This is a genomic window from Saccharopolyspora thermophila (assembly GCF_014646075.1).
Classification (GTDB): Bacteria; Actinomycetota; Actinomycetes; order Mycobacteriales; family Pseudonocardiaceae; genus Saccharopolyspora; species Saccharopolyspora thermophila.
The window spans coordinates 1-21,785 of the sequence record NZ_BMMT01000010.1; the positions used below are offsets into that span (position 1 = coordinate 1).

The 21,785-nt window shown below is 71.2% G+C and carries 23 protein-coding genes; 13 read left to right on the forward strand and 10 right to left on the reverse strand.

The window, feature by feature from the left end; genetic code table 11:
- Positions 1-129: 129 nt before the first annotated feature.
- Positions 130-1,155 (forward strand): MFS transporter, encoded by a 1,026-nt coding sequence (locus IEY17_RS14830; RefSeq protein WP_188988051.1) that lies wholly within the window; start codon positions 130-132, stop codon positions 1,153-1,155.
- Positions 1,156-1,158: 3 nt separating this feature from the next.
- Here the strand turns inward: IEY17_RS14830 and IEY17_RS14835 are convergent, their stop codons facing one another.
- Together IEY17_RS14835 and map are read right to left on the reverse strand one after the other, a co-directional pair.
- Positions 1,159-2,331, reverse strand: coding sequence for a macrolide family glycosyltransferase (locus IEY17_RS14835; protein ID WP_188988053.1), 1,173 nt, complete (start codon positions 2,329-2,331; stop codon positions 1,159-1,161).
- Between the two features lie 141 nt (positions 2,332-2,472).
- Entirely contained in the window at positions 2,473-3,240 is a 768-nt protein-coding gene (gene map, locus IEY17_RS14840; RefSeq protein WP_188988056.1) for a type I methionyl aminopeptidase, read from the reverse strand.
- Between the two features lie 56 nt (positions 3,241-3,296).
- Here map and IEY17_RS14845 point away from each other — a divergent pair, with 56 nt between their 5' ends.
- The 3 genes from IEY17_RS14845 to IEY17_RS14855 all read left to right on the forward strand — a co-directional run bounded on the left by IEY17_RS14845 (position 3,297) and on the right by IEY17_RS14855 (position 5,244).
- Positions 3,297-3,569 (forward strand): helix-turn-helix domain-containing protein, encoded by a 273-nt coding sequence (locus tag IEY17_RS14845; protein ID WP_188988058.1) that lies wholly within the window; start codon positions 3,297-3,299, stop codon positions 3,567-3,569.
- A 308-nt stretch (positions 3,570-3,877) separates the two neighbouring features.
- Positions 3,878-4,417 carry a hypothetical protein gene (locus tag IEY17_RS14850; protein WP_188988060.1) on the forward strand — a complete coding sequence of 180 codons (540 nt, stop codon included), beginning with the start codon at positions 3,878-3,880 and terminating at the stop codon, positions 4,415-4,417.
- Positions 4,411-5,244 carry a hypothetical protein gene (locus tag IEY17_RS14855; RefSeq protein WP_188988062.1) on the forward strand — a complete coding sequence of 278 codons (834 nt, stop codon included), beginning with the start codon at positions 4,411-4,413 and terminating at the stop codon, positions 5,242-5,244. The genes IEY17_RS14850 and IEY17_RS14855 overlap by 7 nt, the downstream gene beginning before the upstream one ends.
- A gap of 41 nt (positions 5,245-5,285) precedes the next feature.
- Here IEY17_RS14855 and IEY17_RS14860 read toward each other — a convergent pair whose 3' ends face one another.
- Both IEY17_RS14860 and IEY17_RS14865 read right to left on the reverse strand, forming a co-directional pair.
- Positions 5,286-5,963 (reverse strand): MSMEG_4193 family putative phosphomutase, encoded by a 678-nt coding sequence (locus IEY17_RS14860; RefSeq protein ID WP_188988064.1) that lies wholly within the window; start codon positions 5,961-5,963, stop codon positions 5,286-5,288.
- An 88-nt stretch (positions 5,964-6,051) separates the two neighbouring features.
- A complete protein-coding gene (locus tag IEY17_RS14865; RefSeq protein WP_268240359.1) occupies positions 6,052-6,882 on the reverse strand; it encodes an undecaprenyl-diphosphate phosphatase in 831 nt (276 codons plus the stop codon).
- Between the two features lie 253 nt (positions 6,883-7,135).
- Here IEY17_RS14865 and IEY17_RS14870 point away from each other — a divergent pair, with 253 nt between their 5' ends.
- The 6 genes from IEY17_RS14870 to IEY17_RS14895 all read left to right on the forward strand — a co-directional run bounded on the left by IEY17_RS14870 (position 7,136) and on the right by IEY17_RS14895 (position 12,754).
- Complete coding sequence (locus IEY17_RS14870; protein ID WP_188988066.1) at positions 7,136-8,119, forward strand: aldo/keto reductase; 984 nt, start codon at positions 7,136-7,138, stop codon at positions 8,117-8,119.
- Between the two features lie 141 nt (positions 8,120-8,260).
- Positions 8,261-9,244: a YncE family protein gene (locus tag IEY17_RS14875; RefSeq protein ID WP_188988068.1), complete on the forward strand. Its 984-nt coding sequence runs from the start codon at positions 8,261-8,263 to the stop codon at positions 9,242-9,244.
- On the forward strand, positions 9,241-9,465 hold the full coding sequence (locus IEY17_RS14880; protein WP_188988070.1) for a DUF5703 family protein: 225 nt from the start codon (positions 9,241-9,243) through the stop codon (positions 9,463-9,465). Before IEY17_RS14875 ends, IEY17_RS14880 begins: the two co-directional genes overlap by 4 nt.
- A 200-nt stretch (positions 9,466-9,665) precedes the next feature.
- On the forward strand, positions 9,666-11,210 hold the full coding sequence (locus tag IEY17_RS14885; protein WP_188988072.1) for an N-acyl-D-amino-acid deacylase family protein: 1,545 nt from the start codon (positions 9,666-9,668) through the stop codon (positions 11,208-11,210).
- 200 nt (positions 11,211-11,410) lie between these two features.
- The gene (locus tag IEY17_RS14890; protein WP_188988074.1) at positions 11,411-11,578 is read left to right on the forward strand and encodes a hypothetical protein; all 168 of its coding nucleotides are present in this window, start codon (positions 11,411-11,413) and stop codon (positions 11,576-11,578) included.
- Between the two features lie 231 nt (positions 11,579-11,809).
- Positions 11,810-12,754, forward strand: a complete 945-nt coding sequence (locus IEY17_RS14895; RefSeq protein WP_188988076.1) for a TIGR03621 family F420-dependent LLM class oxidoreductase — start codon at positions 11,810-11,812, stop codon at positions 12,752-12,754.
- Between the two features lie 87 nt (positions 12,755-12,841).
- Here IEY17_RS14895 and IEY17_RS14900 read toward each other — a convergent pair whose 3' ends face one another.
- Complete coding sequence (locus tag IEY17_RS14900) at positions 12,842-14,005, reverse strand: SGNH/GDSL hydrolase family protein (RefSeq protein ID WP_188988078.1); 1,164 nt, start codon at positions 14,003-14,005, stop codon at positions 12,842-12,844.
- Between the two features lie 203 nt (positions 14,006-14,208).
- Complete coding sequence (locus IEY17_RS14905) at positions 14,209-14,931, reverse strand: TetR family transcriptional regulator (RefSeq protein WP_188988080.1); 723 nt, start codon at positions 14,929-14,931, stop codon at positions 14,209-14,211.
- A 126-nt stretch (positions 14,932-15,057) separates the two neighbouring features.
- On the opposite strand from IEY17_RS14905, the gene IEY17_RS14910 reads away from it, so the two are divergent.
- Positions 15,058-16,215: an acyl-CoA dehydrogenase gene (locus tag IEY17_RS14910; protein ID WP_188988082.1), complete on the forward strand. Its 1,158-nt coding sequence runs from the start codon at positions 15,058-15,060 to the stop codon at positions 16,213-16,215.
- 109 nt (positions 16,216-16,324) lie between these two features.
- The gene (locus IEY17_RS14915; protein WP_188988084.1) at positions 16,325-16,753 is read left to right on the forward strand and encodes a DoxX family protein; all 429 of its coding nucleotides are present in this window, start codon (positions 16,325-16,327) and stop codon (positions 16,751-16,753) included.
- Here the strand turns inward: IEY17_RS14915 and IEY17_RS14920 are convergent, their stop codons facing one another.
- Complete coding sequence (locus IEY17_RS14920) at positions 16,754-17,227, reverse strand: YkvA family protein (RefSeq protein WP_188988086.1); 474 nt, start codon at positions 17,225-17,227, stop codon at positions 16,754-16,756.
- Positions 17,228-17,350: 123 nt separating this feature from the next.
- Between IEY17_RS14920 and murJ the strand changes: the two genes are divergently transcribed.
- Entirely contained in the window at positions 17,351-18,979 is a 1,629-nt protein-coding gene (murJ, locus tag IEY17_RS14925) for a murein biosynthesis integral membrane protein MurJ (protein ID WP_188988088.1), read from the forward strand.
- Between the two features lie 3 nt (positions 18,980-18,982).
- Here the strand turns inward: murJ and IEY17_RS14930 are convergent, their stop codons facing one another.
- From IEY17_RS14930 to IEY17_RS14940, 3 genes are read right to left on the reverse strand one after another with little or no spacing between them, the layout of a single operon-like run.
- Positions 18,983-19,708, reverse strand: coding sequence for a type 1 glutamine amidotransferase (locus IEY17_RS14930; protein ID WP_188988090.1), 726 nt, complete (start codon positions 19,706-19,708; stop codon positions 18,983-18,985).
- Positions 19,705-21,045 (reverse strand): Mur ligase family protein, encoded by a 1,341-nt coding sequence (locus IEY17_RS14935; protein ID WP_188988092.1) that lies wholly within the window; start codon positions 21,043-21,045, stop codon positions 19,705-19,707. Before IEY17_RS14935 ends, IEY17_RS14930 begins: the two co-directional genes overlap by 4 nt.
- 60 nt (positions 21,046-21,105) lie before the next feature.
- Positions 21,106-21,282 carry a hypothetical protein gene (locus tag IEY17_RS14940; RefSeq protein WP_188988094.1) on the reverse strand — a complete coding sequence of 59 codons (177 nt, stop codon included), beginning with the start codon at positions 21,280-21,282 and terminating at the stop codon, positions 21,106-21,108.
- Positions 21,283-21,785: the final 503 nt, after the last annotated feature.

Genomic DNA, 21,785 nt, shown 5'->3' on the forward strand with positions numbered 1-21,785 from the left:
CCCGCCGACGCTGCGACGTCCTGTTCGCCATGCTCCGCAACAAGACCCTCTACCAGCCAACCCGCCCCACAACCCAACCCCCGGCACCCCCAGCCGCCGCTTGACAAAACCATAGGAACACCCCCCCAGATGTGGCTGCTGGTACTCGGCCGTGTGGTGCAGGGCCTGGGCGGCGGGTTGATCTCGGTGGCGCTGTATGTCGTGGTCGGTCACCGGTTGCCGCAGGGGCTACAGGCGCGGTTTTTCGGGTTGCTGGCCGGGGCGTGGCTGCTGCCGTCGATCGCCGGGCCGCTGCTGGCCGGACTGCTGGTGGAGCAGGCCGGTTGGCGGTGGGTGTTTTGGGCGACCGCGGCGCTGACGGTCCCGGCGTTCGCGCTGGTCAACCCGAGCCTGCGGGGCCTGTCGCGGCCGCGCGGTCATCAGCCGGCGCCCCGGGGGCGTCCACTGTGGGCGGTGGGGGCCGCGGTGGGGGCGCTGCTGCTGCACTCCGGCGGCCAGCAGTCCGGTGCGCTGGCGGTGGTGCTGATGACCGCGGGTCTGGCGGCGCTGGTGGTCTTCGCGCCGCGGCTGCTGCCCGCCGGCACGCTGCGGGCACGGCCGGGTCTGGCCAGCGCGGTGGCCCTGCGGGGAGTGGCGGGAGCGGCGTTCTCGGCGGTGGAGGTGTTCATCCCGCTGTTGTTGTCGCACGAGCGCGGCCTGTCGCCCACCGCGGCCGGACTGGTGCTGGCCACCAGCGCCGTCGGCTGGATGGCCGGGTCGTGGGCACAGGCCCGCATCCCGGCGCAGCAGCGCGTGCCGGTGGTGGCCGCGGCGCTGCTGGTGGCGGGCTCTGCCGCGGTGACCGCGTCGGTGTCCGCGCTGGTGCCCCTGGCGGTGTGCATCGCCGGGCTGGCGGCGATGGCGGTGGGCATGGGCCTGGTGCACCCGGTGCTGTCGACGTTGACGTTGCGCCTGTCCGAGCCGCACGAGCAGGGGGCAAACAGCTCGGCGCTGCAGTTGAGCGAGTCGTTGTTCACCACCGCGGTGCTGGCGGTCACCGGCACACTGTTCGCCGCGGTGCTGGCGGTCTCCCCCGCGTCGGCCTACCTGGCCGTGTTCGGTGTCGCGGTGGTGCTGGCCGTGCTGGCCGTCCCGGTGGCCACCCGGGCGCGCTGACCCCTAGGACAGGTGCGCCTCCAGGGCGTCGGCCCCGGCGACCGCGCCACCGCACTCGCCGATGACCCGCCGCATGCGCTCGAGGTTCGCGCGGATGCCCGCATCAGCGGCGACATCGGCAACCGCGGCACGCAGCTGATCGGCGGTCAGGGTGTCCGGGTCGAGGTGGCGGCCGAGGCCGAGTTCGGCCACCCGCGCGGCGTTGGCGGCCTGTTCGGGCATCTGCGGCACGGCGATCAGCGGCACCCCCAGCGCCAGCGACTCCATAGTGGAGTTCATGCCGGTGTGCGACAAAAACGCGGTGGCGTGGCGCAGCACCGCCGGTTGCGGCAGGGACGCGGCGACCTCGAAGTTGTCCGGGATCGGGCCGAGTTCGGCCACGTCGACGGCCCGCCCGATCGACATCGCCACCTGCCAGGGTTCGTCGGCGAAGGCCGCCAGGCACATCCGGTAGAAGTCCGGGCGGTTGTTGAACGCGGTGCCCAGCGACACCAGCAGCAGCGGGGCGTGCGGGTCGCGGGGCTGCCAGTGCTGGTCGGCGCGCTGGCCCAGCAGCGGCCCGAGGAAACGGAACCGCTCGTCGAAGGTGTCGCCGGCCAGCTGGAACTCCCGCGGCAGGAACACCAGGTTCAGCGCGGCCGGGCGCGCGGTGAACGGGTTGTCGGCCCGCACGCCGAACTCGTCGGCGACCTGCTGGATGCGTTCGGCCATGGCGGTGAACGGCTCGGTGGGCAGGTGCATCCGCGGGGCGATGACGTCGCGCAGCGAGAACTGCTCGTGGCTGGCGAAACTGGGCACCAATGCGATTTCCGGCACGGCGAGCAGTTCGGCCAGCATGCGGCCGAGCACGGTCATCACGTCGAAGCACACCGCATCTGGTGCGGCGTCGCGGAAATGCTGCCGCAGAAGCGGCAGGCAGGTGCGCAGGTCGTCGGCGAAGAACCGCATCATCGTCTCGATGCGTTGCGGGGAGAACCCGGCGTTGGGCGGCATCGGCGGTATTTCGGTGGGCAGCGGCACGACGTCGGCGCCGGTGGCGGCCACCGCGGGCACCATGTCGCGGCCGACGGCGTAGCTGACGCGGTGGCCGCGGCGCAGCAGTTCCTCCACCAGCGGCAGGGTGGGGTTGACGTGGCCGGCGGCGGGCATGCTGACGAAGGCGAAGTGTTTTTTCATCACTTCCTCGGACGGCGCGAAGCTGGCGTGCGCCGCCCATTATCCCGGCCCCGCGGCTATGCCCGGGTGTGGTGTCGATCATGCAGTCCCAAGCCCCGTTCGGTTCGGTCCGCGGGCGGACGAACCGGATCCACCCGCGGTTCACAGTTCGGTGAGCACCTGGGGGCCGTCGGCGGTGATGGCGATGGTGTGCTCGACGTGGGCGGCGCGGCTGCCGTCGGCGGTGTGCACCGTCCAGCCGTCGGGCCCGGTGCGCACGTCGTCGCGGCCACCGGCCAGAAACATCGGCTCGATGGCCAGTACCAGGCCGGGCCGCAGCGGAGCGCCGCGCCCGGCGGGCCCGTCGTTGGGCACGAACGGCGCTTCGTGCATGTCGCGGCCGACGCCATGCCCGCCCAGCGCGCGCGGGATGCCGTAGCCGGCGCTGCGGCCGAGGACGCCGATGGCGCGGGCGATGTCGCCGATGCGGCCGCCGGGGCGGGCCGCGGCGATGCCGTCGGCCAGGGCCTGGGCGGCGGTGGCGGTCAGCTGCTCGTCCTCGGCGCTGGGGACGCCGACGCTGAAGGTGATGGCCGCATCACCGACCCAGCCATCCAGCCGCGCGCCGCAGTCGATGCTGACCAGGTCGCCGTCGACGAGTGCGCGGCGGCCGGGGATGCCGTGGACGACGGCGTCGTTGACCGACGCGCAGATGGCGCCGGGGAACGGGCCGGGCGCCCAGGAGGGCTGGTAGCCCTCGAACACCGGTCGGGCGCCGGCGTCGGTGATCACGGCGCGGGCCACCTCGTCGAGTTCGACAAGCCGCACCCCGGGGGCGGCGTGCTTGCGCGCGGCGTGCAGCGCCTGGGCGACGATGCGGCCCGCTTCGCGCAGCGCGGCGATCTCGGTGGCGGTCTTGAGTTCGATCACGCGTGTCTCCCCATACCAGTGGACCCAATAACTATACCGATATTACTATCACGGTCATGGTGCGTGTGCCGCTGAACGACCAGGAACGGCAACGGGGCGAACTGCTCGGCCAGGCGCTGCGACGCGCCCGGGGCGAGCGCAGCATGGTCGAGATCGCCGCAGCCTCGGGCATCTCCACCGAGACCCTCCGCAAGATCGAAAAAGGCCGCATCCCCACCCCGGCGTTCTTCACCGTCGCCGCCGTGGCCGACGCGCTCGGAGTGTCCCTGGACCAGCTGCGCGCCGAAGTCGCCGCCGCCCAGGCCGACAGGCAACGCCTCACCGCCTGACACCCACACTCCCCAGCGCCACGGCGCGCAGCGCTTCGACGTCCACTGTGGACTGTCCACAACCGAGGAACACGACGCGCACTCCACGTGTCCGCGCATGCGTTTCCCGTCGCCGCCACCACCACAACCACACCCTGCGACGGAGATCACACAACCCGCGGCACCGCGTGCTGCGCTGGCGAAAAACCACCGACAACACCCCCGCGCGACCACCGCCACGACACAGTTCCATGACGAAATTCGCTACGATTCGCCAGCTGGGTCGGGGAAACGCACAGCACACGGCACACACGAACGGAGTTCTCAACTTGCCTGCCGAACGCCCCGCCCTGCTGCTCCGCTGGTGGTGGAAAAGCCCCCTCGCCGCACGCCTGCTGCCCGCAGCCGCCCTGCTGACCGCCACCGGCGCGGCAGCCTTCAGCGCCGTGCCCACCGACCACACCACCAGCCTCGCGCCCCCACCACCCGCCCCCTCCCCCGCGTACCTGGCACCCACCACCACACCCCCACCCGCATCGGCATCGGAAACCACGACCACCACCCCATCCCCACGCGCCACGAGCAGCAGCACCCCGACGCCCACCACCACGACGACAATCACCCCCACGGACACCCCCAGCCCCGCCCGCACCACCGCCACGACCACCATCCGACCGACCCGAACCACCACCCCCGACGACGATGACGACGACCGTCCCCACCGCGCCCCCCACGACGACCGGGTCCCCGTGGTCACCGAAGGACAGCCCTGCCAACGCGAAGGCGACCTCGCCCGCACCCAGGAAGGCGCCGCAGCGACCTGCGCACCCGACGACAACGGCAAGCTGAGGTGGACCACGCAATGGTGAACCGACCTGACGACGACGCCCACGCCACCGACCGGCACCACGCCAGCGCCCTGCGCCTGCTGGAAACCGGCCCCCACGCGCCCCGCTGCCCCCACGGGCACGGCCCACTGACCACCACCAACGACCCCGACGCCCCCACCGGCGTGGCCATGACCTGCCCACACTGCGGACACCGCCGCAGCATGGAGGTCCGCATGCTGCGCGCCCTGCTCACCCCCCACCCCACCCAACCGGACCAGCCGCTGACCACCACCACACCACCACAGCCCGAGACCCCGCCGCTGACTGACGACACCGTCGAACTGCCCGCCCGCACCCGCGCCGACCTCGCCCGCGAACCCCTCGGCAAGCTCGCCGCCGACGACACCCGCCACAGCATCGACCTCGACGACGACCTCGACCCCCAGCCACCCGCCCGCGGCAGCCAACCCGACGGCACCATCCGCACCACCGGCTGGCTGCAACTCGGCCCCTGGCCCATCAGCTCCGGCGTGTGGGCCCTGCTCACCGGCGCCGCACTCGGCCTGGCGCTGATCGACCTCGCCACCTGGCTGACGCTCGCCCTGCCCGCCGCCACCTTCACCACCTGGTACGCCACAATCCGGTGGATCCGGCCCGCCTCCGCCGCCCGCAACCTCGGCCGCGCCCCCGCCGCCGAACTACTGCCCGGCGAAGCCGTCCGCCTTTACGGCCCGATCGGCCCGGTCGGCATCGTCGACCAGGTCACCCCCGCCCACCACCAGCAGGTCCTCGTCCGCTACGCCGGCGGCACCCAACACCTGCTGCCCGCCGCCAGCCCCCGCCACATCGTCGAACTCCGCAACTGAGCAACCGCCCCCAGCCAGGGCCATCCACCACGAAAACCGGCTCAGGCCCCACCCGAACCCGTCGAACCACCCACCACGGCATCCGACGCCGCCTCCCGCGGCGGCAACAACCCCGACACATCCCCACCCGTGTCATTGACCCGCAGCACAAACGGCCGCGTCTCGGTGTAACGCACCACGCTCACCGAACACGGATCCACCACAATCCGCTGGAACGCATCCAGATGCAGCCCCAACGCGTCCGCCAGCACCGACTTGATCACATCCCCGTGCGTGCAGGCCACCCACACCGCATCCACCGGCAACGACCGGTCCACCGCCCGCACCGCCGCCACCGCCCGCGCCTGCACCTGCGCCAACCCCTCACCACCGGGAAACACCACCGCCGACGGGTGCTGCTGCACCACCTTCCACAACGGCTCCTCCACCAGCTCGCTGAGCTTGCGGCCGGTCCACTCCCCGTAATCCACCTCGGTCAACGCCTCCTCCACCACCGGCGTCAACCCGCGCACCCGCGCCAACCCCGCCACGGTCTCCCGGCACCGCTGCAACGGCGACACCACGATCCGCTCCACCGGAACCCCCGCCAACCGCTCCGGCAGCCCAGCCGCCTGCGCCGCCCCCGCATCGTCCAACCCCACACCAGCAGTCCGCCCCGCCAACGTCCCGGCACCATTGGCCGCCGACCGCGCATGCCGCAACAGGATGAGAGTCGCCACGTCCGCCGAGGGTAGGCCCACCCCCGCCACAACGAGAACACGGCCCGCACCCATCCGGGCACGGGCCGCGAAACCGCCGGTCACCACCTCAGGGCTGCACGACCCCGAACCCCAGCAACGCAAACAGCAGCACACCCAGCACGATCCGGTACCACACGAACAAGTACACGCTGTGCCGCTGCACGAACCGCAACAACCACGCGATCACCGCATACCCGATCACCCCGGCCACCACCGTGGCCACCACCATCTGCGCAACCGTCGGCTGCAACCCGTACGGGCTCGGCTCGAACACGTGCGGAATCTCCGACACACCCGCCGCGAACACCGCCGGAATCGCCAGCAGGAACGAAAACCGCACCGCCGTCGGCCGGTCCAACCCCAACGCCAGACCCGCCGTGATCGTGCCACCCGACCGCGACACACCCGGAATCAACGCCAACGACTGCGCGAACCCCATCAACACACCGTCCCGCAACCGCAACCGGTCCTGCCCCCGAAGCTGCCGACCGAACCGCTCGGCCAACCCCATCAGCACACCGAACACGATCAACGTCGCACCCGTGATCCACAGACTCCGCAACGTCGAGCGGATGTAGTCCTGGAACAACAACCCCAGAACCCCGATCGGCAGACTGCCCACGATCACATACCACGCCAGCCGGTAATCCTGCGTCCGCCGCACCCGCGCGTCAAACAACCCGCGGAACCACACCGCCACCAGCCGACCGATGTCCCCCGCGAAGTAGATCAACACCGCCAGCTCGGTCCCGATCTGCGTCACCGCGGTGAACGACGCGCCCGCATCATCGCCGAAGAACAACTTCGACACGATGCTCAGATGCCCCGACGACGAAATCGGAAGGAACTCGGTGAGCCCCTGGACCACGGCCAACACCATGGCCTGCAACCACGACAACGAAATCCACTCCAGCACGATCACGAAAAACTGTGCACCCAGGCCCACGGCCGGTAGCCACAGATCTTGCAGCATCCCTCCCGCCAGTGACACGCCCGCCCCGCCGACCCGCATCACCGCAGGTCAGCCACCATCCGATCACCCAGCGCAACCACCGCCACCACCCAACCCGGCAGCTGTGATCCGCAACACCCCAGACCCGCCGTGCCCACCTCACCAGCCGCACCCGCCACAACGAATACCCTCAGCCACCGTGGAACACCGACAGCTCGGCCGCAGCGGCCTCCGCGTCTCCCGCCTCGCCCTGGGCACCATGACCTGGGGACTGGACACCGACGCCGACGAAGCCGCCCACCAGCTGACCACCTTCCACGAAGCCGGCGGCACCCTCGTCGACACCGCCGACGTCTACCAGGACGGCCACAGCGAACAAATCCTCGGCGACCTACTCACCACCCACATCCCCCGCAACGACATCATCCTGGCCACCAAAGCCGTCGCCCGCCGCACCCCCGGCCCCTTCGGCGGCGGCGCCTCCCGCGGCGCCCTGCTCACCGCCCTCGACGGCTCCCTCCGCCGACTGCGCGTCGACCACATCGACCTCTGGCAACTCCACGCCTGGGACCCCACCGTCCCCCTCGACGAAACACTCGCCGCCCTCGACACCGCCGTCACCACCGGCAAAGTCCGCTACGCCGGCATCTCCAACTACTCCGGTTGGCAACTCGCCACCGCCGCCACCCACCAAAACGCCCACCCCACCCGCACCCCCCTGATCTCCACCCAGGTCGAATACTCCCTACTCGAACGCGGCATCGAACGCGAAGTCACCCCCGCCGCCCACCACCACGGCCTCGGCATCCTCGCCTGGGCCCCCCTCGGCCGCGGCGTCCTCACCGGCAAATACCGCAACGCCACCCCACCCGACTCCCGCGGCGCCACCCACCACTACGCCAGCTACGTCGAACATCACCGCACCGAACGCGCCGCCCGCATCGTCCACGCCGTCCTCACCGCAGCCGACGGCCTCGGCACCACCCCCGCCCACGTCGCCCTCGCCTGGGTCCGCGACCGCCCCGGCGTCACCGCCCCCGTCGTCGGCGCCCGCACCACCACCCAACTCAAAACCGCCCTCGCCACCGAAGACCTCACCCTGCCACCCGCCATCCGCGCCGCCCTCGACGACATCAGCGCCCCCCAACGCAGCTACCCCGAACGCAACCCCACCCAGCCCTGACGCCCATCGGAGGAAACCCCACCCCAACCCATTCCCGCACCCCACACCACGTGGCACCCTCAAAAACCCACCCACCGCCAATCAGGGATGCTGGAAGGGAGCACCCGCACCCGCGGGCGAGCAACACCGAGGAGGCACTCGTTGCGTCGTCTGGTCACCACCTACCTGTCCGCCGCCCTGCTACTCACCGGCTGCGGCATCGACACCACCAGCGACCCCCTCCAGGTGACCGACACCCTCACCGCCGCCACCCCCGCCACCTCACCCCCCACCACCACCCCACCCGTCGGCACCGTCCACCCAGCACCTCCGGTGCAACTCACCGCCTACGACCGCGACACCCACACCCTCGCGCTCGCCACCGGCCGCACCCTCCTGCTCATCGACACCACCACCGGCGCCCAACGCAGCATCGACCTGCCCAGCCCACCCGCCGCACTCCGCGCCGAAGCAGGCCGAGCCCTCGCCGCCCTGCCCGACAGCAACCAGATCACCCGCATCGACCTGCGCACCGCCACCACCCATACCACCCCCGTCACCGGCGGCCCCGTCGACGCCCTCGACCTCGACCCCCACCGCACCGCCGTCGCCCTACGCAACCCCGCCAGCGTCACCATCCTCACCGACGGCACTCCCACCGCCACCACCACCGGACTCAAGGGCCCCGCGCAACTGCTCACCGCTGGCGGCCACCTCCACATCCTCGACCGCCTCACCACCGCCATCACCCCCATCAACCCCACCACCGGCGACAAAGGCGCCGGACTCCGCGCCGGCGAAGGCGCCACCAACGCCACCACCGACCGCTACGGCCGCATCCTCACCATCGACACCCGCGGCCAGGAATACCTCGCCTTCTCCGCCGGACCGCTGATCATGAAACAGCGCTACCCCGTCCCCGGAGCCCCCTACGCCATCGCCTACGACCCCACCCGCAACCTCGCCTGGGTCACCCTCACCGCGACCAACGAACTCGTCGGCTACGACATCGCCGGAGGAGAACCCACCGAAACCCACCGGCTGCCCACCATCAGCCAACCCAACTCCATCGCAGTCGACCCCGACACCGGCACCCTCTACATCGCCTCCGCCAACGGCGCCGGATACCAGGTGGTGAAACCATGAACACCCACACGGAAGGACTCGACAGCGACCAGGACTGGGAGTACCGGCCGCTGCGCCTCCCACCCGGAATCACCCGGTGGAGCGCAGCGACCCAACTCGCCATCCACGCCGAATTCTCTGGCTGGGAACTGTCCCGAGTGCTGCTCTACTCCGACGGGACACGCAAGGTCTGGCTCCGCCGACGCCGCACCACCCCCGGCGTCCCCGGCCTGCTGACCTGACCCACCGCCACCCCCGGCGATGCGGCCCCACCGCACCGCCACCCCACCGCGGGCACCGCACAGCACCCGCGACAACCACGCACGCGTCCCGAACCTCGACTTCCACCACCCCACGCGACCGCACCAGCGATCCGCTGTGGACCCACCCCGCCAGCTCCGCGGGATCGGCGTCCACCGGCACCCCGGGGAGGACACCACCGATGACCAGCACCGAACTGCTCACCGGGGCACTCCTCGCCGACGGCACCGGCACACCCCTGCGCCCCGCCGACGTCCTGCTCACCGGCGACCGCATCACCGCTGTCGAACCACCCGGCACCCTCACCACCGACGCACCCCACCGCGACCTCACCGGACTCGTCCTCGCCCCCGGCTTCATCGACGCCCACTCCCACGCCGACAACGCACCCCTGCTCCCCACCGACGACACCACCAAGATTCTCCAGGGCGTCACCACCGAGATCGTCGGCAACTGCGGCTTCAGCCTCGCACCCCGCAGCACCACTCACGCCGACACCCTCGACACCTTCCTGCAACGTCTCTTCCCACCCCTCGACGCCACCTGGAACAGCGTCCACGACCTCTTCGCCACCACCGACGCCGCCGGTTACGTCACCAACCAGTGCCCCCTCATCGGCCACGGCACCCTGCGCATCGCCGCCACCGGCATGACCGACGCCGCACCCGACGACGACGCCCTGCGCACCATGCGCACCGCACTCGAAGAAGGCATGGCAGCCGGCGCGTTCGGCCTGTCGACCGGACTGATCTACCCACCCGCGGTGTACTCGACCACCGACGAACTCCTCGCCCTCGCCGAAGTCCTCGGTGGCACCGGCCGCTACGTCACACACCTACGCGACGAAGGCGACCACCTGCTCGACGCCATCGACGAAGCACTCCGCATCGGCGCCACCGCCGGCCGCACCCACCTGTCCCACCTCAAGGTCACCCAGCCACACAACTGGGGACGGATGAGCACCGCGCTGGACCGCATCCACCAGGCGCTCGACGACGGCCACGACGTCACCCAGGACGTCTACCCCTACACCGCCTCCTCCACGATGCTCACCGCCACCCTGCCCAGCAGCTACCTCGTCGGCACCACCGACGAGATCCTGACCCGCCTGACCAGCCACCGCACCGAACTCGCCGAAGCCCTCGACAACACCCGCTGGGACCGCATCCTCATCGCCAGCACCGCCAGCCACCGCCACGAAGGACGCACCCTCGCCGAACTCGCCCAAGCCAACGGCCGCGCCCCTGTCGACGAACTGATCGACATCCTGGCGGACGAACGGCTGCGTGCCTCGATGATCAGCTTCTCGATGCACGAGGACGACCTCCGGCTCGCCATGGCCGACCCGCGCACCGCGATCGGCTCCGACGGCCTGCCCCCGGGCACCGGCGGAAAACCCCACCCGCGGCTCACCGGCACCTTCCCCCGCGTTCTCGGCCGCTACTGCCGGGAACTGCGACTGCTGTCCCTGCCCGAGGCGGTCCGCCGCATGACCGACCTGCCCGCGCGGATCTTCGGCGTCCCCGACCGTGGCCGCATCGCGCCCGGCCTGGTCGCCGACCTGGTGGCGATCGACCCGGACGCGGTTATCGACGTCGGCGACTACCAGGACCCGCTGCGGCCGCCCATCGGCATTGCCTGGGTGTGCCAGGCCGGACGCACCGTCGTCGACGCCGGCCGCTACATGGGCCCTCGCACCGGTCGGCGCCTGACACCGGCGTCCTGAGCGGATTTCCGTGGGTTATGTGCTTCAGTGGTGTGGTGAGTATTGAATTTCAGTTGACACTGAAGCAATAGAAGCAATTGCACTCCGAAGTTCCGCCTGCTCAACCGGGCGATTCTGGCCCGCGGAACCGGTGTGCTCCCATGCGATCAGCGTCACACCGAAGCACTATCAGGCAATCCCCGCCCCAGGAGGAGCAGATCATGACGCTTTCCGAGCACTTCACGGTCCCGCAGCAGCGAATCAGCTCCCTCGTTCCCCATGCGATCGACATCCCCACCCAGGACCGCACCGAACAGCCCCCTACCACCCCGGACCCCGAGGACTTCGACGACTTCGACGAAAGCCACGTCATCCGCGGCTACGACTGACCGCGCCGATGGCCGACCGCAGCCCGGCGCCGCGGCGCAGCCGCGGCGCCGGGCTGGCCACTTGACCCGTCGGAGCCTCTTTCGTGATCGAATCTGTTTTGCGGATGGATACCCCACCAAGTACGCGGCTTCACTCAACACTGAAATAATAGATGCCAATGACCTGAGTGGTCCGTTCACCGTGGGCTGATGCGCTGGCACCCCGACCCCGTCCCGCGGCACCGTGATCGCATGAGGGATTTCCGCTTCTCCTACACCATCGTCGGTGTGGACTCGTCCTTCGCCGAGACCTGCCGCCGCGCCGAACAGCACGGCTACGACGCGGTCCTCGCCGCCGACCACCTCGGCCTCCCTGCCCCGTTCCCAGCCCTGGTCGCCGCCGCCAACGCCACCGAGCGGCTCCGCGTCGGCACCCTCGTGCTCAACACGCCCTTCTGGAACCCGGCCCTGCTCGCCCGCGAGATCGCCACCGCCGACGTGCTCACCGGTGGCCGCCTGGAGGTCGGCCTCGGCGCCGGTCACATGAAGTGGGAGTACGACGAGGCCCGCATCCCCTGGAAACCGTTCGGCGCACGGGCGCAACGGCTGCGCGACACGATCGACGAGCTCACCCGCCTGTTCGCCGCCGACGGCTACGAGCAGCAGGCCGCGCTGCGGGATGCCTTCGGCATCCCCGTCCTGCGACCGGTGCAACGTCGCGGTTTCGGCGGCTACGGGCCACCGCTGCTCGTCGGCGGCACCGGGGACCGGATCCTGCGGATCGCCGCCGAAACCGCCGACATCGTCGGCATCGCCGGGGCCTACCAGATCAAGGGCGCTCCCCCGGGCACGATGCGCATCGGCACCGCCGAGGAGGCCGACGACCGGATCCGCTACGTCCGCGACCAGGCCGGCGACCGCGCTGACCAGCTGGAGTGGCACGTGCTGACCCAGCTGGTCGTGGTGACCGACGACCGCCGCGCGGCCGCAGAGCAGGCAGTGGCCCGGTTCGGGTCCGCGATGAGCGTCGACGAACTCCTCGACACGCCGTTCGCACTCATCGGCAGCGTCGACGAACTGGCCGACCAGGTGCTACGCAACCGGGAGCGCTACGGCTTCACGCACTACACGGTGCATGGCCCCTACATGGACACCTTCGCCCCGGTCATCCGGCGGGTCCGCGAGCTCACGACCTGACCCGGGATGCGGGAACCTCGTCGACGTCGCCGAACCGCCGACGACTCGCGGCAGGCAACCGCTTCGCCAGTGCGCGCAGCTCGACTGCTACCGGGACGACGCCCCGGCGAAGGCGCCGCCGAAGGCGAGCTGCGCGAAGCGTTCCCCGATGCGGCACTGCCCGACGGCGTCCGGGTGGATCCCGTCGGGCAGCGGCAGCTCGGCGAAATCCGACTCGCCGTAGAGCGAACGGCCGTCGAGGTAGTGCAGGTCCGGGTCGTCCACCGCCCGCTGTTCCACGATGCGGGAGAGCTCCTCGCGAATGGCGGTGAGCGTCAGCTTCCCGCTGGAGCGCTCCGCCGGATCACCGGTCGCCCGGAACCGCACCCGCCCGCCGTCGAGGTCCGGTGCCCCCGGCCCCGGGGTGTCCTCGAAGATGGGGCACAGGACGGGCGAGACAACCAGCAGCGGCGTCGTGGGATGCCCGTCGCGGACGGTGTCGAGGAAGCCGTGCACGGCCGGGCCGAAAGCGCGCAGCCGCATCAGGTCAGAGCCGACCAGGTTGATGCCGATCTTGACGCTGATCAGGTCGGCGGGAGTGTCCCGCATGGTTCGCGCGACGAACGGGTCGAGCAGGGCGTTGCCACCGAACCCGAGGTTGATCAGCTCCACGCCACTGCGGACAGCCGCCAGCGCCGGCCACGTCCCGGTCGGGCTGTCGGCGCGGGAGCCGTGGCTGATCGAACTGCCGTGGTGCAGCCACACCCGGCGGCCGTGGTCCGGCGCCGCTTCGACCGGCGCGTCGGTGCGTAGGGCGATCAACTCGGTGATCTCCGCGTACGGCAGCCAGATCTCGACGTCCTTCCCCCCGGGTGGCAGGTCGGCGAACCGGACCGTACCGGGCGGGCCGGGCCGGGTGACCGCGCACCGGGTGATCATGTCGACGGTGCGGACGTTGCCGCCGGTCGCGGCGGCCCGGCCCGCCCGGCGGCCGTCGACCAGCAGGTCGTACGCGCCGTCCGGCGGCGTCGGGGCGCCCTGGTAGACGGTCTTCGTGCGGAGTACGTCCAGCTCGATGGCGGTGGCCGAGGTGCGGAACGCCAGCCGCACCCCGGAGGGCTGGGACTCCATCATGCCCAGGTACTCGTCCGGGAACTGCTTCCGCGCCCAGGCGGGCAGCCGGTGCGGTAGCACGCCGCGCGCGGTTGGCTCCACGTCGATGGCTCCGCGCAGCAGGCGGGAGTCGATGGCGGTGGTGATCCAGTCGGTCACGGGATGTCCTTGCTGTCGGGGCGGGCGACGTCTGCGCGACGGCGACCGGCGGTATCCGAGACTTCTACCGGAGGAAGTCCTCGTCACGCATCCTGATTTTCGATGTGTTGCCGAGGCGTAGGATTACTTTTAATCCACACTGAAACAATAGTAATCAAAAAACCCGACGCGGACGCCATTGATCGGCACTGAGTGCCGCTGCATCAGCGCGGCAGGTCCCGCAGAGCGTCCTCGACCTGCTTGAGCACCACACCCGCGGGTGCGCTCGTGCGCACCACCGCGCCCACCACCACACTCTCCGGTTCGGCCGCGCACCACTGCCCCGCCAACGCGGCCGTCACCTGCTCCAGGGCCCTGCGCAGCTCCGCCCTGGCGTCCAGCTCTCCCCCACTGCGCAGCCACTGGCGCAGCACGTGGTTGTGCGTGGCCACCACCGCCGCGGCCGCCACCGCGGCACGCAGCTCCCCCGACGGCTCACCGGCACAGCGGTCGCGCAGGTACCGGGCGAAGACCCGCTGGTAGCGGTCGATGCTGGCGATCTCCTTGTCGCGCAGGGCGGAAACCTGGCGGGTCAGCTCGAACCGCTTCAGCGAAACCTCCGGTTCGGCCAGGTACATGTCCAGGACGAACTCGGCGGTCTCGGCCAGCACCCGCAACGGATCGGCGCTCCGGTCGGCGGCCTCCAGGTGCTCCTTCACCTCCGCGAGGCGCTCGTCGTGCCCGGGGAACACGACGTCCTCCTTGGAGCGGAAGTACCGGAAGAAGGTGCGCCGCCCCACCCCCGCCGCGTCAGCGATCTGATCCACAGTGGTCGCCTCGAAACCCTGCGCGGCGAACAGCTCCATGGCGGCCAGCGCGAGGGCGCTGCGCACCCGGCGGCGGCCGTGCGCGGTGCGGCCGGAACGGGGCTTGGGCGACTCGGACATGGCCGGAATATAGCACCGAAGACGATTGTCGATGGCACTCAGTGCCGTTACGATGGGCCGCACACGGGGAGGTCCGCGGTCGCGGACGACGAACGATCCGACCCGGCGGGAACGAGGAGGCATCCGGTGGACCCGAACTTCGGCACCTACCAGCTGGCCGAGGAGCACGAAGCGCTGCGCGAGGCGGTGCGCGCGCTGGCCGAGAAGGAGATCGCGCCGCACGCCGCCGAGGTCGACGAGCAGGAGCGCTACCCGCGGGAGGCGTTGCAGGCCCTGGCCAGGGCCGGCTTCGCCGCGGTGCACGTACCGGAAGCCTACGACGGGCAGGGCGCCGACTCGGTGGCCACCTGCATCGTGATCGAGGAGGTCGCCCGCGTCTGCGCGTCCTCGTCACTGATTCCGGCGGTGAACAAGCTCGGCACCATGCCGATCCTGCTGTCCGGCTCCGAGGAACTGAAGAAGCTCGTGCTGCCCTCGATCGCCGCCGGCGAGGCCACCGCGTCCTACGCCCTCTCCGAGCGGGAGGCCGGTTCGGACGCGGCGTCGATGAAGACCCGGGCGCGGCTGGATGGCGACCACTGGGTGCTCAACGGCAGCAAGTGCTGGATCACCAACGGCGGCGAGTCGACGTGGTACACCGTCATGGCGGTCACCGACCCGGACAAGGGCGCCAACGGCATCAGCGCCTTCGTGGTACACGCCGACGACCCCGGGTTCGTGGTCGGCCCCAAGGAGAAGAAGCTCGGCATCAAGGGCTCCCCGACCGTCGAGCTGTACTTCGAGGACTGCACCATTCCGGCCGACCGCATCATCGGTGAACCCGGCACCGGCTTCAAGACGGCGCTGCGCACCCTCGACCACACCCGGCCGACCATCGGCGCGCAGGCCGTCGGCATCGCGCAGGGCGCGCTGGACGCCGCACTGGCCTATGTCAAGGAGCGCAAGCAGTTCGGCACGGCCATCGCCGACTTCCAGGGCGTGCAGTTCATGCTCGCCGACATGGCGATGAAGATCGAGGCCGCCCGGAACCTGGTCTACCTCGCCGCGGCCCGCGCCGAACGCGGCGAGCCGAACCTGGGGTTCATCTCCGCTGCGGCGAAGTGCTTCGCCTCCGACGTGGCCATGGAGGTCACCACCGATGCGGTGCAGCTGTTCGGCGGTGCGGGCTACACCCGCGACTTTCCTGTCGAGCGGATGATGCGCGACGCCAAGATCACCCAGATCTACGAGGGCACCAACCAGATCCAGCGCATGGTCATGGCCCGGCAGCTGCTCAAGGGCTGAACTCAGGTCACCGCGGGAGGGGGCGTCCAGCAGGCTTTCGCTTCGGGATGACGGCCGCGCGGACGGCCACCACACTGGTGGTTACCGCACGCGGACACGGGAGTCAGCCATGAACGTCCTGCGCGATCTGTTCGCCTTCGTCGGCCGCCTCGGCATCGGGATCATCCTGTTCGCGCACGGGTGGCAGAAGGTCGTCGACATCGGGATGGGCGGAGTCGTCCAGGGCTTCGCCCAGTTCGGTATCCCGCTTCCGGCGGTCAGCGCGTGGTACGTAGCGCTGGTGGAGCTCATCGGCGGGGCGCTGATGATCCTGGGGTTCCTACTGCCGCTGGTCGGGTTGCTGGTCGCCGTCGCCATGGGAGGGGCGGTCGTGCTGGTGCACCTGCCCCACGGCCTGTTCGCCCCCATGGGCTTCGAGCTCCCGCTGGCCATCGGCGTCGCGGCGCTGGCGCTGGGCTTCAACGGCGGCCGCTGGTCGATCGACCACGCGCTGCTCGGCCGCCGCCGCGCCGTCGAACCGGTGCCGAGCGCGAGCTGACTAGCCCGCGTCCACCTCGCGGCGTCGCTGCTCGGCGGCGAGGTGGTTGCCCGCCTCGGCGTACAGGCTGGTCAGCAACCAGGTGCCCACGCCGATGTCGTCACCGATGCCCAGCAGCGGCAGGAACTCCGGGATGAAGTCGACCGGCGACACCAGGTACACCACCGCCAGCAGCCACAGCGCCAGCTGGTAGCGCGGCAGCGCGGGATTGCGCCCGCGCGCGGCCGACGCGAGCATCGCGGGCACGGCACGGACGCGCCGCACCGGGCCGCCCACCGGTGCGGCCCGGTGCGCGCGGACCGCGGCCCGCGGCGGGATCCGGCGCCGGACCGCCGCCACGGCCCCGGCCAGCAGCGTCCCGATGCCCGCCGCGATCAGACCCACCGGCAGCAACCACCCTCCGGTGACCTCGCCGCCGGTCACCACGGCCACGACCACCCCGGCCACCACCAGCAGCGCACCGAGCACGATCACCGCGCACCTCCCCGCTCCCCTGCTTCGGATCAGGTTGCCACGCATCGGGTCGCGACGTCGCGCGGGTTCGGCTCATCCGTGGCACGGTCGGCGCAGATGCGTTGATCGAACCGGAGGAGGAACGTGGTCGACCAGGCGGAACCCGGGGTGCGCGGCACCTCGCTGGCCCGCGCCAGCAGCGCGATGGCGGTGGCCACGGCCGTGAGCCGGGTCAGCGGCCTGCTGGCGAAGGTGCTGCTGGTGGCGGTGCTCGGGCTGGGCGTGGTCAACGACTCGTACACGGTGGCCAACACGCTGCCGACCGTGGTCAACGAGCTGCTGCTCGGCGGGGTGCTGACCAGCATCGCCGTGCCCCTGCTGGTGCGGGCGCAGCAGGAGGGCGAGCGGCAGGGCGAGTCCTACGCGCAGTGGATGATCACCATGGGGGTGGCGCTGCTGGTCGTGGCCACCACAGTCGCGGTGGCCGCCGCTCCCCTGCTCACCCACCTCTACCTCGGGCCCGACACCCGGGCCAACGCGGCACTGACCACCGCGTTTGCCTACCTGATGCTGCCCGGGATCGTCTGCTACGGGCTTTCCGCGCTGCTGCAGGCGGTGCTGAACGTGCGCGGCGTGTTCGCCAGCCCCGCGTGGGCACCCGTGGTCAACAACCTGGTCGTCATCGTCGCGGTGGCCGGCTACGCCCTGGTGCCCGGGGAGATCTCCACCGACCCGGTGCGCATGGGGGAGCCGAAGTTGCTCGTGCTGGGCGTCGGCACCGCGCTGGGCATCGCCGCACAGGCCGCGATCATGGCGGTGTCGCTGCGCCGCACCGGGTTCCGGTTCCGCTGGCGGTGGGGCTGGGACCGCAGGTTGTCGGAGTTCGGCGGCCTGGCCGGGTGGGTCGTGCTGTACACGGTGCTCAGCCAGGTGGGGATGGTGGTGATCATCCGCGTCGCCGGGCAGGGCACCGCCGGCAGCGTGGCAACCTTCACCTACGCGTGGCTGCTGTCCCAGGTGCCCTACGGCGTGCTCGGGGTGTCGCTGCTGACCGCGCTGATGCCGCGGATCAGCCGCGCCGCCGCGGTCGGCGACGCGCCCCGGTTCGTCGCCGACCTCTCACTGGGCACCCGGATGAGCGCGGTGCTGCTGCTGCCGGTCAGCGGACTGCTGGTGGTGGCCGGGTCGCCGATCGGGGTGGCGTTCTTCTCGATCGGCGCCAGCGACGTCGCCGCGGCCGACCGGCTCGGCTGGGCGCTGGCCGCCGCCGCGGTGGGCGTGGTGCCCTTCGCCATCACGATGCTGCAGCTGCGGGCGTTCTACGCGCTGACGGACGCGCGCACGCCCACCTGGATCAACCTGGTCATGGTCGCCGTGCGCAGCGCGCTGTGCTACGTCGCGCTCGCGGTGCTGGACCCGCGCGATCTGGTCATCGGGGTGACCGCGGCGATGTCGCTGAGCTTCGTGGTCGGAGCCGTGGTCGGCCAGCTCTGGCTGCGCTGGCGCGTCGGCCGGCTGCGCAGCTGGCACACCCTCGGTGGCATCCTGCGCACACTGACGGCCACGCTGCTGGGCTGTGGTTGCTCGGTGGCGGCGGTGGGGGCGCTGCGCGGCGCGTTCGGGCCGTTCGACCCCCTGGCGGGCGCGTGGATCTCGCTGGGCGTGCACGGGATCGTGGTGCTGGTCGTCAGCTTCGGCGTGCTCGCGCTCGTCCGCGCACCCGAGCTGGAACCCGCGCTGCTGCGGATGGCGCGGATCGTGCGACGCCGCTGAAGGTCACTTGCGGTTGCGGGCGTGCACCCGGGTGCGTTCGGCGCGCAACGCGCTCAGCTCCGGCGGGTCCGGCAGCGGCTCCAGCGGCTCGCCGATCGCCCACTCCAGCAGCAGGTCGGCCAGCTTCGGGTTGCGTGCCAGCACCGGGCCGTGCAGGTAGGTGCACACCACGTGGCCCCGCACGACACCTTCCGCGTCGTCGTGGCCGTTGCCGATGCCGCGCACCACCCGGCCGAGCGGCTGCGAGTCCGGGCCGACCCGGGTGCGGCCCAGGTGGTTCTCGAACCCCGTCAGCAGACCGACACCGCCCACGGTGGACCGGGTCGTGACCTCGCCGATCGCCCGGCCGCTGCCCGGTTCGGTGACCGCGTCGACCAGCCCGAGCCCGTCGTGGCGGACGCCGTCGCCGGTCACGAAGCTGATGCCCAGCACCTGCAGGCCGCCGCAGATGCCCAGCACCGGGGCACCGCGCTCGACCGCCCTCCGCAGGCCGGGGCCGCGGTGCAGGAACCGCACCGCCGCGACCTGCGCGACGTCCTCTCCCCCGCCGATCACGTACAGGTCGCAGGACTCCGGCACGGCCTCGGCCGAGGACAGCACGGTCACGGTCTCGCTGCCGATACCGCGCCACGCCAACCGCTGTGCCAGCACGATGACGTTGCCGCGGTCGCCGTAGGTGCCCAGCAGGTCGGGCAGCACCAGGGCGATGCGGACCTGCTCGCGACTCATCGCCGGCTCCGGGTCACCAGGTCGCGGAACGCCGTGTAGTTGGCGATCACGTCGGGCACGCCGTCCGGTGCGGCCGCGACCGCGTCCTCCACACTGGACACGACCTCGACGGGCACGCCCGCGTAGCGCAACCGCACGGCCAGGTCCAGTGCACGGTCCCCGGCGACCTGCACCCACCGGTCGCGCAGCACCTCGAAGTCGACGTCCCACAACCAGGACACGTCGTAGCCGTCGGCCTCCCGGCTGTTGACCGACAGCACTAGCCGGCGGCCGTTGCCGGACACCAGGTCGAGCATCTCCAACCAGCTGGCCGGGTTCTTGGCCAGCAGCAGGCGGACCTGGCGGCCGGCCAGCCGGACCGTGTCGTAGCGGCCCGCGGTCTGCCTGATGCGGCCGATGCGCGCCAGCGCGGGATCGAGCCCGCAGCCGAGCCGCAACGCTGCTGCCAGGGCGAACGTGGCGTTGACGCGGTTGACGTGCCCGGGCAGCGACAGCCTGAGTTGGTGGTGCGTACCGTCGGCGGCCAGCACGCCGGTCGCGGTGACCGTCCAGTCCGCGGCGGGGCGGGCCAGCCCGCAGGAGCACCGCCAGTCGTCGTCGGTGTCGCCGAGGAACGCGCCGCAGTTCGGGCAGTTCAGCGCGTCGTTCTTCCAGCGCACGCCGCCGGAGATCCAGGTGACCGACGGGTGGTCGGCGGCGGCGAAGACGATGTTGGGGTCGTCGCGGTTGGCGATCACGTGGGCCCCGGGCGCCTGCGCCAGCGCGCGCCGCAGGCTGGCCGCCACCGTGCGGATCTCCCCGACGCGGTCGAGCTGGTCTCGGCTGAGGTTGAGCAGCAGGATCACGGCCGGTTCGAACTCCGCGGTGACCCGCGCCAGGTGCAGTTCGTCGACCTCCAGCGCCGCGAACGGCGCGTCGGGCTGGGTCATCAGCGCCGCGACGTGGCCGTCAAGCATGTTCGCGCCGGTGGCGTTGCTGACCGCCGGGGCCTGCGACCGCAGCGCCTCGGCCACCATCTGCGTGGTGGTGGTCTTGCCGTTCGTTCCGGTGACCATCACGACTCGCCGACCGATCGCCAGCCGGCGCAGCGCCTGCGGCTGTAGCGTCAACGCGAGCCGACCGCCGATCATCCCGCCGCTGCCCAGGCCCAGCAGCCGCGACAGGGTCGCGGCCAGGCGACCGAGGTCGACCGCGACCGTGGTGCGCAGGTCCAGGCGGCGAGCGGTCCGTGTCGGTGGCGGCGTCGGCGCGGGGATGACTCGCCAGCGCTGGCCGGTTCGCGCTGCCGGTGCGCCGTCGATCGCGGTGCGGCGGGTTTCCCGAGTGGTGTCGGTCATGCGTCCCTCCCCCCTTGGTGGCCGCGCGCGGCGGGGCACCAGGTCAGCGGGGGCGGCGCGTCACCACCACTCGGCCGCTTCGGGTCGCGCCGCCCGTCGCTTCCTGGCCAGTGTCGCCCGGGTGCGACGAATCAGCGCGACGATCAACAGCAGGACACCGGCGGCGATCGTCGCGGGACCCACCCAACCGTGCAGGGCGGTCAGGCTGGCGGCGGCCGCGTGCTGGGCGAGAGACATCGTGCTCGTGCCCCCCTTTCGGCGGTTCGGGGCGATCACGGCAATGGTCCGCGCCGGAGCGGCTTTTCCCGGTCACGACATGCCCGTGCGTCACTCCAGCGGGCGTGGTTGCTCCGCTGGGAGCGGGGCGCGATCACCAAACGCGCTCGATCGGTCGCGGCGAATCCTGCGCGGTGTCGCGGTGTTTCGGCTTCGTGCCAGCGATTCCGCCGTCGTCACCGGGCAGTCCGCGCCACGGGTCTCACTCGTTCAGGGACGAAGGTGGGAACACGTTCGGAGATCACCAATGTGCTGGTTAGGCTCGGAGGGGTCCCGCTGGTGTCCCACCACGCGAAGGGAGCCCGCCGTGACCGAAGCTCTCGTGCTGATCCTGATGACCGGTCTGGCCCTCGGTGGTATCGGCTGGACCATCTGGGACATCCGGACCGATCTGCGTCGCCGCAAGCTGAAATGACCCGCCGGACGCGAGGAGTTTCGGCGGAAAGAGGCACGCTACCGGATGC